The organism is Pseudonocardia sulfidoxydans NBRC 16205, assembly GCF_007989085.1.
Classification (GTDB): Bacteria; Actinomycetota; Actinomycetes; order Mycobacteriales; family Pseudonocardiaceae; genus Pseudonocardia; species Pseudonocardia sulfidoxydans.
This window is the reverse complement of the sequence record NZ_BJVJ01000001.1, coordinates 182,519-196,167: the sequence shown is the minus strand read 5'-3', so window position 1 is coordinate 196,167 and position 13,649 is coordinate 182,519. Positions and strand designations below refer to the sequence as shown.

The 13,649-nt window shown below is 69.7% G+C and carries 13 protein-coding genes; all 13 read left to right on the top strand.

Annotated elements, in window-relative coordinates; translation table 11 throughout:
* The first annotated feature begins 53 nt into the window (after window positions 1–53).
* The 13 genes from PSU4_RS00875 to PSU4_RS00815 all read left to right on the top strand — a co-directional run bounded on the left by PSU4_RS00875 (window position 54) and on the right by PSU4_RS00815 (window position 13,596).
* A complete protein-coding gene (locus PSU4_RS00875) occupies window positions 54–1,061 on the top strand; it encodes an amidohydrolase family protein (protein WP_186816674.1) in 1,008 nt (335 codons plus the stop codon).
* 150 nt (window positions 1,062–1,211) lie between these two features.
* Entirely contained in the window at window positions 1,212–2,774 is a 1,563-nt protein-coding gene (locus tag PSU4_RS00870) for a class I adenylate-forming enzyme family protein (RefSeq protein ID WP_147101673.1), read from the top strand.
* The gene (locus PSU4_RS00865; RefSeq protein ID WP_147101670.1) at window positions 2,771–3,082 is read left to right on the top strand and encodes a hypothetical protein; all 312 of its coding nucleotides are present in this window, start codon (window positions 2,771–2,773) and stop codon (window positions 3,080–3,082) included. The genes PSU4_RS00870 and PSU4_RS00865 overlap by 4 nt, the downstream gene beginning before the upstream one ends.
* Window positions 3,083–3,146: 64 nt before the next feature.
* Window positions 3,147–4,280 (top strand): acyl-CoA dehydrogenase family protein, encoded by a 1,134-nt coding sequence (locus PSU4_RS00860; protein WP_147101668.1) that lies wholly within the window; start codon window positions 3,147–3,149, stop codon window positions 4,278–4,280.
* A 1-nt stretch (window position 4,281) separates the two neighbouring features.
* Window positions 4,282–5,556, top strand: a complete 1,275-nt coding sequence (locus PSU4_RS00855; protein WP_147101666.1) for an acyl-CoA dehydrogenase family protein — start codon at window positions 4,282–4,284, stop codon at window positions 5,554–5,556.
* Window positions 5,553–6,329, top strand: coding sequence for an enoyl-CoA hydratase/isomerase family protein (locus PSU4_RS00850; RefSeq protein ID WP_147101664.1), 777 nt, complete (start codon window positions 5,553–5,555; stop codon window positions 6,327–6,329). The genes PSU4_RS00855 and PSU4_RS00850 overlap by 4 nt, the downstream gene beginning before the upstream one ends.
* A 53-nt stretch (window positions 6,330–6,382) precedes the next feature.
* A complete protein-coding gene (locus PSU4_RS00845; protein WP_186816673.1) occupies window positions 6,383–7,576 on the top strand; it encodes a CaiB/BaiF CoA transferase family protein in 1,194 nt (397 codons plus the stop codon).
* 8 nt (window positions 7,577–7,584) lie between these two features.
* Window positions 7,585–8,847, top strand: a complete 1,263-nt coding sequence (locus tag PSU4_RS00840; protein ID WP_147101659.1) for a CoA transferase — start codon at window positions 7,585–7,587, stop codon at window positions 8,845–8,847.
* A 20-nt stretch (window positions 8,848–8,867) separates the two neighbouring features.
* Window positions 8,868–9,944 carry an LLM class flavin-dependent oxidoreductase gene (locus PSU4_RS00835; protein ID WP_147101657.1) on the top strand — a complete coding sequence of 359 codons (1,077 nt, stop codon included), beginning with the start codon at window positions 8,868–8,870 and terminating at the stop codon, window positions 9,942–9,944.
* Window positions 9,945–9,962: 18 nt separating this feature from the next.
* On the top strand, window positions 9,963–11,117 hold the full coding sequence (locus tag PSU4_RS00830; RefSeq protein ID WP_147101656.1) for an acyl-CoA dehydrogenase family protein: 1,155 nt from the start codon (window positions 9,963–9,965) through the stop codon (window positions 11,115–11,117).
* 2 nt (window positions 11,118–11,119) lie between these two features.
* Entirely contained in the window at window positions 11,120–12,070 is a 951-nt protein-coding gene (locus PSU4_RS00825) for an acyl-CoA dehydrogenase family protein (protein ID WP_186816672.1), read from the top strand.
* The gene (locus tag PSU4_RS00820; RefSeq protein ID WP_147101651.1) at window positions 12,070–12,870 is read left to right on the top strand and encodes an enoyl-CoA hydratase/isomerase family protein; all 801 of its coding nucleotides are present in this window, start codon (window positions 12,070–12,072) and stop codon (window positions 12,868–12,870) included. The genes PSU4_RS00825 and PSU4_RS00820 overlap by 1 nt, the downstream gene beginning before the upstream one ends.
* A gap of 102 nt (window positions 12,871–12,972) precedes the next feature.
* Window positions 12,973–13,596, top strand: a complete 624-nt coding sequence (locus tag PSU4_RS00815; RefSeq protein ID WP_186816671.1) for a TetR/AcrR family transcriptional regulator — start codon at window positions 12,973–12,975, stop codon at window positions 13,594–13,596.
* Window positions 13,597–13,649: the final 53 nt, after the last annotated feature.

Genomic DNA, 13,649 nt, shown 5'->3' with positions numbered 1-13,649 from the left:
CACGCCCGTCGATGCGACGGCCTGATCGAAGGGACGGACGTCGGCGGATGTCGATGCCTGAGCACGCACTGGAGCCGGATCTGCCCATCTGCGATCCGCACCATCATCTGTATCTCCCGGGGTCTCCGTTCCACGACGGGGCCTACGGCCTGGACGATCTTGCACGTGACGTCAGCGGGCACCGCGTCCTGCAGACCGTCTACGTCGAGACCCAGACCGCGTACCGGCCTCCGGGATCGTCGCCTCACCTGGCCCCCGTGGGCGAGACGGATTGGGTCGCCGGGCTGCTGTCGCCGGGCGGGCTCGTCAGGGGAGTCGTGGCGTTCGCCGACCTGATGCTGCCGGACCGCAGGCTGCGCGAGGTCCTCGACGCACATCGCGACGCGGCTGGGGACCGCCTGAAGGGCATCCGTTTCCGGGCGAGCAACGCGCAGCAGCCGCTGCCACCGGCCGACTGGTTGACGTGCCCGCAGATGATCGTCGGTGCCACGGAGCTCGGCCGCCGGGGGCTGGTGCTCGATCTGCACGTCATGTACGACGAGCTCGCTGCTGTCGCGACCCTGGCTCGGTCTGTCCCCGCGACGACGATCGTCGTCGACCACATGGGTGCGCCCGTGATCCCGTCCCGCAGTCGTCATCGTCACCGCGAGGCCGGGCGGGACGACGTGCTCACCGTCTGGCGGCGAGGGATCGCGGAGTTGGCTCGCATCGACAATGTGACGATCAAGATCGGCGGGATCGGCAGCTATGTCACCACCGATCCGGCTGAGCTGCGCGGCCCGGTGACGTCCGAGGTCATCGCCGGCCACTGGGGCGCGGACCTGCGGTTCGCGATTGATTCGTTCGGGCCTGAACGATCGATGATCGAGGGCAACTTCCCGATCGACGGGTACCTGTGCGAGTACACGATGCTGTGGAACGCCTACAAGCGGATGACGCGGGTGTTCGGTCCCGCCGAGCGGCGCCGCCTGTTCCACGACACCGCGGCCGAGGTGTACGGGCTCGCAAGGGTCCGTGAGCTGCTCGACGGGACCGTCGAGGGAGTGGGAAGTGGCGGTTGACGAGCGCGCGGGGATCGGCCAAAATCCGAGTTGGGCGAGTGACTAAGGCGATCGCCCAAATCTGCGGAGATCGTCCAGCGCCGACCGAGTGCAGAGCGGACCACGAGGAGTGTCGATGACGGCCCTGCGAGGCGTCGGAGCAGCCGGGTCATGAACATTCACCTGCTGCTCGAGCTGATGGCCGAACGTGACGGCACACGTGCTGCGCTCGGCCCCCGCGACGGTGACGCGACTTACGACGTGCTCGTTGCGGGTTCGCTCCGCATCGCGACCGCCATTCGCCGGAGTGGCGCCCGATCCGTCGCGTTCGTCGGGCTCAACGGGCCACCGGTACCTCAGTTGCTGTTCGGATCCGCCGCAGCCGGTGTGCCCTTCGTGCCCTTGAACTACCGCCTGCCCGGCGAGGTCCTCGCCGGGCTCCTCGGTCGGCTCGACCGACCGTTGGTCATCGCAGACGAAGGGTGCGCGCCGGCCCTCGCCCCCCACGTCGACGTCGTCCACAGGGAAGCGGTCTGGATCGCCGGGGCGATCGGCGACAACGAGCCGACGGAGGTCGCCGCCGCCCCCGACGGGCCTGCAGTCGTGCTGTTCACGAGCGGGACGACGGCGAGGCCCAAGGCCGTCGAGCTCGGGCACGACAACCTCACCAGCTACGTGCTCGGCACGGTCGACCTCGCGTCGGCGTCGCCCGACGACGCGACACTCGTGGCCGTACCGCCGTACCACGTCGCCGGTGTCGGCGCGACGCTGTCGAACGTCTACTCGGGTCGCAGGCTGGTGTACCTGCCTGATTTCGACCCGCAGGCATGGATCGACGCGGTGCAGCGGGAACGGGTCTCCCACGCCATGGTGGTCCCGACGATGCTGGCGCGGATCGTCGAGGCGACCGGTGGGGTCCCACCCCGGGTGCCCACCCTTCGGACGCTCGCCTACGGCGGGGCGCCGACGGCCATGCCGGTGCTCGACCAGGCCCTCGCCCTGTTCCCGGACGTCGGTTTCACGAATGCGTACGGCCTCACCGAGACCAGCGCGACCATCGCCGTCCTCGGCCCCGACGACCATCGCGCATCGAGGGCCGGCGGTCGGCCGGACAAGCTCGGGTCCGTCGGGCGCCCGGTCCCGGGCGTCGACGTGCAGATCCGAGACGACGACGGCGCCGAGACTCCTGCCGGAGAAATCGGCCAGCTCTGGGTCCGGGGGGCACAGGTCTCGGCCCGGTACACCGACGGCGGGTCCGCGCTCGATGCGGACGGATGGTTCGCGACCCGTGACCGGGCATTCGTCGACGACGACGGCTACCTGTTCCTCGGCGGCCGGGTCGACGACGTCATCATCCGGGGTGGCGAGAACATCCACCCGTCGGAGATCGAGGAGGTCCTGGTTCGCCACCCCCTCGTACGTGACGTCAGCGTCGTCGGTATCCCCGACGAGGAGTGGGGGCAACGGATCGCTGCCGTTGTGGTTCGAGCTGATGCCGGCGCCTCGGCCGAGCAATCCGAACTCGACGCCGATGCGGTCCGGGCCTTCGTACGCGATCGGCTCCGAGGCTCCCGGACACCCGACCTCGTCGTGTTCCGAGCCGACCTGCCGTACGGGCCGACCGGCAAGCTCGCCCGCCGCGATGTCGCCGCACTGGTGACCGAGCCGGACCCGCCGACTCCGCGGGGCTCGGCGCAGAAACAATCAGGAACCGTCACGGAGGTGGCCCGGTGAAGATCACGCCAGGGAGCAGGTTGCGCAGCACGGTGTCCTCGACGGAGGTGGTCGTCGTCCGCGCTCCTGCGGTCGACCTCGACCTCACGTGTGGCGGGGAGCCGTTCCTCGCGTTCGGACCCTCGGACACGTCGCCGGCGAAGCCGGGGGACACAGAGGCGGCAACGGCCAACGAGCTCGGCAAGCGGTACGCGGACCCGTCGGGTGCGATCGAACTCCTCGTGACCAAGGCCGGAAGCGGAGTGATGGCCGCCGACGGGGTCGAACTCGTCCGCAAGGAAGCGAAGCCACTTCCTGCCACCGACTGACGTGCTCCCGACCCCGTCGGCTGCGACATCCGACCGCTCTCCCGACCGCCCTGAGTAGGACGACATGACATATGCACTTCCGTGCCCACCGGAGCGAGCGCTGCTGGCGGAGGCCGCGTCTCGCTTCGCGCGTGACCACTCGCCCGTCGAGGCGCTGCGGACGTCCGACGTCGGCGCGCCGGCCCCGGGGGGCTACCACCGGGCAGCGGGCGAGCTCGGTTGGTTCGCGATGCTGGTACCTGCGGAGCTCGGCGGCGGCAGCGTCTCGGAGTCCCCGCTGGCGGACGTCGTCGCGATCGCGGTGGAGCGAGGCGCCAACCTGCAGCCGGGCCCGTTCACCGCGATGAACGTCGTCGCCGAAAGCCTGGGTCTCGCCGGTTCGGCGCTGCAGCGGGAGGAGGTCCTGCCCGCCCTGGTCGAAGGTCGGCGAACGGCGACGTGGGCGGTGACCGATGGGTGCGGCCGATGGGCTCCGGGTGCGGCCGTGAGCTACGCCGTCGATGGGGACGCATTCGTTCTCGACGGTTTCGCCGTCCTGGTGGAGGAGGCTGCCACGGCCGACTGGGTCCTGGTCCAGGCCGGGTCCCCGTCGGGTGTGACGATCTTCGTCGTCCCGACCGCGACGCCCGGCTTGGAGGTCGCGCCCCGTGAGGGTCTCGACGTCACGCGCCGGTTCGGCGCCGTCCGCTTCACCGGCGTGCGGGTGGGGCGGTCCGCGGTGGTGGGGGAGCCCGGCCGAGGCGGGGAGCTCGCCGTCCACCAACTGTGCGTCGCGGCGGTCCTGACCGCGGCGGACGCCGTCGGTGCCATGACTCGCGACTTCGGGACGACCCTCGAGTACGCACGTACCCGCGTCGCGTTCGGCCGGCCGATCGGCTCCTTCCAGGCGGTCAAGCATCTGCTCGCCGACACCAGCCTGGCCCTCGAGGCGTGCCAGGCGATCCTGGCTGCAGCCGCCGACGCGTACGGGACGCCGGGCTTCACGCGGTACGTCGCCGTGGCGAAGGCATACATCGGAGACGCCGCGATCACACTCGGCCAGAACTGTCTGCAGGTGCTCGGCGGCATCGGATACACCTGGGAGCACGAGCACCACCTCTACATGCGCCGGATGACCGCCGACGCCTTCCTGTTCGGTGATCCCGGGGCCCAGCGGGCGTCGCTGTGGCCGGCGTACGGCCTGGGGGAGGTGGCCTGAGATGTCGGACGCCGATCTCGACGCCTACCGCGCGCGGGCACGTAGCTGGCTCGAGGCCAACCTGGAACCCGTGGGCTCGCCAAGGCCGAGAGCCACCGATGTAGACCCGGGCTTCCTCGCCGAGGAGCGGCGTCGGCAACGGGAGCTGTGCAGTGCCGGGTACGCCGGCATCGCGTGGCCGTCGACCTATGGAGGGCAGGGACTGTCCAGCAGGCACGAGAGGGTGTTCAACGAGGAGGCCGAGGGTTTCCGGACCCCCGACTTCGGCGTGCTGGGACAGACCACGTTCGGAATCTGCGTCCCGACGATGCTTGCCCACGGATCGCCGGAGCTGTTGGCCCGCCACGTGCCACACGTCGTCGCCGGGAACAGCCTCTGGGTGCAGTTGTTCTCAGAGCCCGACGCCGGGTCCGATCTCGCCGGTGTGCGCACGCGCGCCACCCGCAGCGGTGACCGGTGGACCGTGTCCGGATCGAAGATCTGGTCGAGCGGTGCCTACTTCGCCGACCACGGCCTGTGCCTGGCACGCACGTCGTGGGACGTGCCGAAGCACCGGGGCCTGACGTGGTTCGCCGTTCCGATGGACGCCCCGGGTGTGACCATCCGCCGGTTGCGCCAGATCACCGGGGCGTCCGAGTTCTGCCAGGTCTTCCTCGACGGGGTCGAGCTCACGGACGCCGACGTCGTCGGAGAGGTCGACGCCGGCTGGTCGGTCGCGCGCACGATGCTCGCCACAGAACGCGGTGGCGGCAGCCGTGGTGCCGCCGACGCCGCGCACCCCGCCGACGCGCTCGCCCCGGACCTGGTCGCGTTGGCGGATGGCGTGGGCCGACGCGACGACCCGCAGGTGCGCGATCTCGTGGCGCGTGCCCACGTCGCGGACGTCGTGATGGCCGAGCTGCGATCCCGCGTCATCGCGTTGAGCAGGGCGGGCGTCGCCGATCCGGGGAGTCTCGCGGCCTACGTGAAGCTCGCGCACGGCACCGTGACGCCGGAGCGTGCCCGGATCGGGTTGCAGATCGCAGGCGCGGCGGCCTTGTCCTGGCCGGAGGGCTCGGCAGCGGAGGCCGCGACGGCACACGCGTTCCTTGCCGGCCGATCGCAGAGCATCGCCGGAGGAACGAACGAGATGATGCGCAACGTCATCGGCGAACGGTTGCTGGGCCTGCCGCGCGAGCACAGCGTCGACACCGACGTCCCCTTCGCAGAGGTGATCCGCCGTACTGGAGCGACCCCGGCCCCCGGACAGGGGCCGAGCGGGGAGTGCGCACGATGAGCCTCGTCGCCTACGACGTCGACGACGATGTCGCGCTCATTCGCCTCGATCGGCCCGACCGGCTCAACGCCATGTCGGAGCAGATGCGGTCCGACCTCGTCGAGGCGTTCCGGCGACTCGAGGAGGACGATGCGGTCCGGGCCGCGATCCTGACCGGCACCGGCCGGGCGTTCTGCGCCGGGCGTGACCTCAAGGCCCAGGCCGAGGGGATCTCCGCGGGCGACGGGAGGCTCCGCCCGAGGACGTACTCGAGCTCAGCGAACATGTTCGGCCTGCCCGACACCCACAAGCCCCTGGTGGCTGCGGTCAACGGATTCGCCATCGGCCAGGGCTGGTACATGGTGCTCGACTGCGACGTGCGGGTGGCCTCGTCGGATGCCGAGTTCGCGATGGCCGAGGTGCCGACCGGCACGCTGGGTCCCTACTGGCTCGCCGGGGTCGAGGGTCTGCCCTGGGCGGTCGCGACCGAGTTCTGCCTGCTCGGCGAGCGGATCACCGCCGACCGCCTCCTCTCGGTGGGAATGCTGAACGCCGTCGTGGCACCCGACGACCTCATGGGAGAGGCGCGCAGGTGGGCCGCGAAGCTGGCCGCGCTCCCACCCCGCCACGTGCAGACCACGAAGCGGCTCATGAGACTCGTCCGGCAGGGCCCCGACCGTGGGCTCCTGGATCTCGAGAAGGCCGTCCGCACCGAGCTGTCACAGCTGGCGGACAGCAGCGAAGCCGTCCTCGCCTGGCGTGACCGCCGGCCCGGCCGCTACCAGGGGCGGTGACCGTGTCGACCGGGCGAACCCGACCGGCAGGCCCGACGCTGCCGCTGTCGGGCGTGAGGGTCCTCGACTTCACGTGGGTGATCTCGGGTCCACAGTGCACCCAGGTGCTCGCCGACTTCGGCGCGGAGGTGATCCGCGTCGAGTGGCCGCACCATCCGGACGGGCTCCGGTACCGCGTCCAGCCACCCGGCGCGGACCCCACGTCGCCCGAGCAGAGCGGGCTGTGGAACAACCTGAACCGGAACAAGCGCTCCATCACCCTCAACATGCGTCACCCCGACGCGATGCCGCTGGCACTGTCCCTGATCGAGAAGAGCGACGTCGTCGTCGAGAACTTCTCTCCCGGAGTCCTGGCGTCCTGGGGGCTGTCCTGGGACGTCATGCGATCGGTCAACCCCCGGCTGGTGTACCTGAGCATGACCGGGTTCGGCTCGAGCGGCCCGGACGCAGGACACGTCGTCTTCGCCCCGATCATGCAGGCTGTCAGCGGCCTGCACGCGATGACGGGGCGGCCCGGTGCCGAACCTGCCGGGCTCGGCTACTCCTACGGCGACCACGTCGCGGGCTACTTCGGTGCGCTCGCCGTCCTCGCGGCGCTCCGGGAGCGCGACGTCACGGGCTCCGGCACCTCGATCGACCTCAGCCAGGTGGAAGCGTCCATCGCACTGACCTCGACAGCCCTGCTCGACCATCAGGTCGGCGATCGGTCCTTCGTCCCCTGGGGCAACGTGTCCTACGGCTCGCACGACGCCCCGGCCGGGCTCTACCGGTGTGCGGGAACCCGATCGTGGTGCGCGATCTCCGTCCAGGACGACGCGCAGTGGGCCCGCCTCGCCCAGGGCTGCGGCTTCTCCGACCTCGCTGCCGACCCGCGGCTCGCGTCGCCGACCGGCCGAGCCGCGCATCGCGGTCTGCTCGACAGCCGGCTCACGGAATGGACCCGTGCCCGGGAACGCGACGACGTGATCGGTCTGCTCGACGGATGGGGCATCCCGGTGTCTCCCCTGGCATCGGTCGACGAGGTCATGAACAGCGGTCCGCTTCGCAAACGCGGCTACTTCGAGTCGGCGACCCATGAGGCGCTCGGCACGCGGGAGTTCCAGATGGGGGCGATCAGCTCCGAGCACGGGCCGCGGCTGCGGACGGCGGCGCCGGTGATGGGCGAGGCGAACCATGACGTGTTCGCAGGAATTCTCGGGCTTTCCGGCGACGCCGTCCGCGCGTACCGCGACGATCAGGTGATCTAGGAGTGCCCATGCACAGAGCACCCTTCGAGTCGCTGACCGACGTCCGCGTCCTGGACCTGACCGACCGCTGGGGTCAGTTCGCCGGCCGGCTCCTGACCCAGCTCGGTGCCGACGTCGTCGTCGCCGAGCCGCCCGGCGGTCACGAGCTGCGGACGGCGTGGCCGATGGTCGTGGGCCCGGACGACACCCCGGTGAGCCTGTACTTCTGGCACTTCGCCATGGGTAAGAGCTCGACGACGTGGGAACTCGACCGGCGGCCTGCAGAAGCGGAAGCGTTGCTCCGGGCCGCAGACGTGGTCCTGGTCGGTCGCGGGTCCCACCGCGCACTTCGCGAGCGCATGCCCGATGCGGTGTCCGCGGCCCGGGTCGTTGCACTCAGTCCGTTCGGTCTGGACGCGGACGAGCGTCCGGGAGAGGACGACCTGCATGTCTCGGCGCAGTCCGGGGTGGCGGGCCTCTCCGCCTACAGCTCGGGTGAGACCGACCCCGACCCGATGCCGGTCATCCCGCCCGTCGAGCAGAGCATGCACGCCGCCGGCATCTACGGCGCCATCGCGGTCATGCTGGCGCTGCGCACACCTCGTTCGGACGGGGGTTCCCTTTTCGACGTCTCTGCGCAGGCCGCAGCGTTCCAGTCGACCGAGCAGCTCTTCGCACACTGGGTCTACCGCAAGGAGGAGCTGTATCCGCGAACGGGTGGATACGCCACCAGCAGGCCGTCGGGACGGTGGCAGATCAGCGCCTCGGACGGCATGCACACCTACGCCTTCGGGCTGCTGCCGCGCACGCAGCGCAGCTGGGACGCCCTTCGCGACTGGATTCGGCGCGAAGGTGCGATCGAGGACCTCGACGAGCCGAGGTTCGCCGCCCTCTCCGCTCTGCGTGGTGCGAACCCGTACGACGTCTCGGACGCCGGCAGGCACGCCGGAGAGGTGATCACCCGATTCCTGGGGGCCGTCCCGGCGGACCGTGCCTACCGCGAGGGGCAGGCGGCGGGGGTGCCGTGGGCCAAGGTGTTCCGACCAGAGGAGGTCCTCGACGAGGAGCAGTTCCGGGTCCGGGACCTGTGGCAGCCCACTGCGCTGAGCAGCGACGGCCCGGCCTTCTCGACCCAGGCCCTGCCGTGGCTGCGGTCGGGCCCGTCGTCCGCGGAGGCGGGCGAGACGTTCGTCCTTCCGCGGCCGGGGGAGCACACCGCGCAGGTGGCGGCGCGCTGGCTCAGCGCGGCTCGCACGGGCGGGCGTCCCGCCGGCACGTCGTCACAACAGTAGATCCTCAAGGAGGAGGAACGATGGAGTTCGGACTTTTCACCATCAGCGAGAAGTCGCCCGACATGTCGTACCGGCAGGTTGTGGAGGACACGCTCGAGCAGGCGCGGGTCGCCGACCGGACCGGTTACGACGTCGTCTTTCTCGGTGAACACCACTTCGCGCCCTATGGCACCTTGCCGGACACCATGGTGTTCGCCGGAGCGGTGAGCCAGGCCACCGAGCGGATCAAGATCGGCACGGCGGTGATCGTGCCTGCGTTCCAGCACCCCGTGCGCATCGCGGAGCAGGCCGCGATGCTCGACGTGATGTCCGGCGGCCGGTTCATCCTCGGGATCGGCCGCGGTTACCAGCAGCGCGAATTCGAGGGGTTCGGAGTCCCGCAGAGTGAGAGCACGGCCCGATTCCGCGAGGCGACCGAGATCATCGAGCGACTGCTCGCCGGCGAGACCCTGACCTATGAGGGCAGGTTCTGGTCCTGCAAGGACGTCTCGCTCTCGCCGAAGGTCGAGGGCGACGTCCCGATCTACGTCGCGGTGAGCCGCACACCTGAGAACTTCGCGTGGGCCGTGGAGAAGAGCTACGGCGTCATGGTGGGTAACCCGTACGCGATCGACGCGGGTTCCGGCGACGGCCAGCAGCTCTACGTCGACGCCCAGGCGCAGGCAGGTGCGGCCGCCGACACCTCGAACACGTGGGGGCTGATGAACAGCGTCTTCGTGGACAAGGACTCGTCGAGGGCGCGTGACGTCTTCCGCAAGACGTGGGAGACCGGCAACGAGTTCCTGTGGAAGTACGCCAAGGTCGTCGAGGACGGCGGCGACATCCCTGACGACTACAAGCACTACGCGGGTTGGTACGACTGGATCCAGCACGCCGAGTACGACAAGATCTTCGGCAACCCGTGGACGCTCGTGGGTTCTCCCGCGGAGATCGTCGAGCGTCTGCATGCGATCAGCGAGATGCAGAGCAAGTACGGGCCGCCGATGCGCAACTACATCCTGTGGATGAACCGTGCCGGATGCCTGAGCCAGAAGGACGTGCTGAGCTCGATCGAGCTGTTCGCCTCGGACGTCATGCCGCACGTCCGCGATCTCTGAGCGCCCGGAACCGACGACATGGACCTCGATTTCAGCGCGGAGCAGGACGCCTTCCGTTCGGAGATTCGCGCGTTCCTCGACGAGGAGCTTCCCGACGGATGGGTCGGGCTGTGGCACGGAGCAGATGCGCCGGCGCACAGCGATGCGGTCATGGAGAAGCTCGCCGCACGCGGTTGGCACACCTACAGCTGGCCGCAGGAGTACGGCGGCCGCGACGGCGGGGTGTGGGAGCAGACGGTCATCCAGGAGGAGCTGTTCGCCCACCACGAACCGCGTGGCGGGCACTACATGGGCCTGAACTGGATCGGACCCGTGATCATGAAGTTCGGGAGCCCCGAGCAGCAGGCCACGCTGCTCCCCGAGATCGCGCGTGGTGAGGTGCAGTGGGCGCAGCTGTTCAGCGAGCCCGACGCCGGATCCGATCTCGCGTCCCTTCGGACACGGGCGTTGCCGGCCGAGGACGGCGACGGGTTCGTCGTCAACGGAGAGAAGATCTGGACGAGCTACGCCAACCTGGCCAGGCGTGGGTTCCTCCTGGCCCGTACCGAGCGCGGCGAGTCGCGTCATGCCGGCATCTCGGTCTTCGTGATCGACATGGACACTCCCGGGATCGAGGTGCGCGAGGTTCCGTCCGCGGTGGGCAACCACCGCTTCCACTCGGTCAGCTTCACCGACGTCCGGGTGCCGGCGTCCGCGCTGCTCGGCCCACTCAACGGCGGCTGGTCGGTCGCGATGTCCGCGCTGCCGTACGAACGGACGGGCAACGCGCGCTATGCGCGATCGACGCGCGTGCTCGGCTTCTTCGAGCAGTCCGCCTCGCTGGACGCATCGGCGGAGAAGGGCATCGCCGAAGTCCTGGCATACGGACGGATGACGGAGCTGCTCAACCATCGCCTGGTCTGGATGCGCGAACGCGAGGACCAGCCGACATGGGAGCCGTCGGCCACCTTCGCTGCCACTGCGGAGTACGAGACGTTGGTCGGTGACCTCGTCGAGGAGCACATGGGCTACCTGCCGTTCGTGTCGGTCCCGGACCCGAACGCCGTGTGCGGCGGAGAGGTGGAGAGCTTCACCGTGTGCCAGGCGCCGACGGTGAAGCTGCAGGCGGGGACCTACGAGATCCAGCTGTCGATCGTGGGACAGCAGGCGCTGAACCTGCCGAGGGGACGATGACGATGGACTTCGCTCTGCCGGACACGACCGAGGACTTCCGCAGGGAGCTCGCCCGTTGGACCGACCGTCGTCCGGTCCGTCCGGGGTTCGACAGGCAGGAATGGGAGCAGTTCGCAGAGCGGGGACTGCTGCGTACCCAGGAGGGCGAGACCGTCCTCGACACCGTCGTGGGGTTCATGGAGGTCGCGCGCAAGGGCCTCCCGGGACCGCTGTTCGAGGCGCGGCTGGCCGAGAGCGCCGCCGGCCCCGGACTCTCGTCCGAACTCGAGAAGGGCTCGGTGGTGACAGGCTGCGTCGAGCGGGCGGGTGCCGGACCGGTGCCGGTCGGCTGGGGTGCGGTCGCCGATGTGGTCGTCGACCTCGCGGGTGGGGGCGAGTTGGGTCGGGGTGGACTGCCGCATCTACACACCTCATATCTGCATCCCCACGGATGGTGGACCGGCGCCCGACCGGCTGCCCTGCCTACTCCCGAGCAGCGGGCGCTGCGATGGACTCTCGGCGGGGCACTGCTGACCGGACTCGCGCTCGGAGCCGTCGATCTCACCAGGGACTATGTCGCGCAGCGTGTCCAGTTCGGCAGGGCCATCGGGACCTTCCAGGCCGTGCAGTTCCCGCTGGCGGAGGCGAAGGTGTCGGCCGAGGGTCTGCGTCTGATGGTCCTCGACGCGGCGTGGCGGATCACGGGGGAACGACCGGATGCGACGGTCGCCGCAGCGCTCCTGGCGGTGAACGCCGCACGTCTCACCAAGCAGGTGGGCGACATCTGTCATCACGCCTTCGGCGCGAACGGCCACACCAACGAAGCCTTCCTCAACGAGCTGACCTGGGGGATGCGCTGGCTCCGGGGCCTGCTCGGGGTCGACGCCGCCCGTGCGGCGATCCTGGAGCGCCGAGTCACCCACAGCTCGCCGCCCTCGCTCGTTCTCGCGGGCTTCCGCCACGAGGACGTCTGATGGCGGTGGACGTCCGAACCTCCGACGGGGTCGCCCGCGTGACGCTGGCCTGGCGGAGCCGTCGGAACGCCCTCGGGCCCTCCGACGTGGAAGAACTCGTCGCAGCGCTCTCCGACGTCGCGCGGCGTCCCGACGTCAAGGTCATGGTGCTCACCGGGGACGGTGCCTTCTGCGCCGGCGGTGACCTCGCGGCGATCCGCGAGGTCGCGCGGCGCGGGGCGGCCGTGGTCCGCGACCTCCTCTACTCGACCTTCCAGGAGCTTCCCCGGGCAATGCTCCGGCTTCCGGTGCCGACCATCGCCGCTGTCGACGGTGCTGCCGTCGGGCTGGGTATGGACCTCGCTCTCATGTGCGACATCCGGTTCGTCGGACCGTCCGGATGGCTCCGACAAGGCTGGGCGGCACTGGGCATCATTCCCGGCACCGGGGGCGAGCTGCTGCTACGAAGACTCGCCCCCGCGGCCCTGTGGCATCTCCTGGCCACGGACCCGAAGATCGACGCGGAAGCTGCTCATCGACTCGGTCTCACCGACCGGGCCGCGTCGGACGACACCGGGCCCGCGCCGTCCGGGCGGACAGCCGTGGCACAGGCCGAGGAACGTGCGGCCGAGCTCGCCCGCCTACCGAGTGCGACGCTCGAGGCGTACACGTATCTGAACCGGGCCGACACGGTGGCTGCACTCGACGAGCACCTCTCCATGTGTCTCGAGTGGCAGACCCGTCTGTTGACCTCTCCGATGTTCCTCGAGCGCGCGGACGCCGTACTGATGCGAACATCGAACGGTGGGCGGCACCGATGACCGGTCGTTCCGATCGCCGGAAATGGCGGATCGATTCGTATTCGGGTTCGAACTGTAGACTGAACGCGCTCAGGCGGAACTGCGATCCCCGGCGAGGATACATTGACCTCTGAAAGACGAGAGAAGCCAGATCCCAAGGAAAGCATTCTGAGGGCGGCCGAGGAAATTCTGGAGAAGGACGGATACGCCGCCATCAGCACGCGACGGCTGGCGAGCGAGGCCGGGATCAACCAGGCCACCGTCCACTACCACTTCGGCTCGGTCGGCCACGTCATGATGCGCGTGGTCGACAGGATCGGGGCGCAGTCCGACGAGCAGGCCCGCGTCGCGTTCGCGGCCGGTACGGGCACCTCCGACGCGCAGCGGTGGCACGACTACCTCGCCTCGATCGGGACGACCAACGTCGACTCGGGACTGGCGAAGCGATGGCTCGAGACCGTCGCCATGGGTGCGAATGACGAGGAGATGCGGGCTCATGTCGGACCGCGACTCGACGGCATTCTGTCGACGTACGAGAAACACCTCGACAGCGCGGTCGCGAGACTCGGATTCGAAGGCGACGAATCCCGCAGGCTGGGACTCGCCGCCCTCATCCAGGCGGCGGTCTACGGCTCGTTGCTCGAAATCCTTCTCGGCCATCGTCGGGGACACACGGAAATGCTCGATCTGCTGGATCATCTACTCGGATACGAGGCCCGTCCCGACCAGGAGCGGCAGAATCCCTAGCCGGCGTGCCTACCTGCCGAGATCAGGTCGGCCCGGCCCACGCGCGAGTCGTC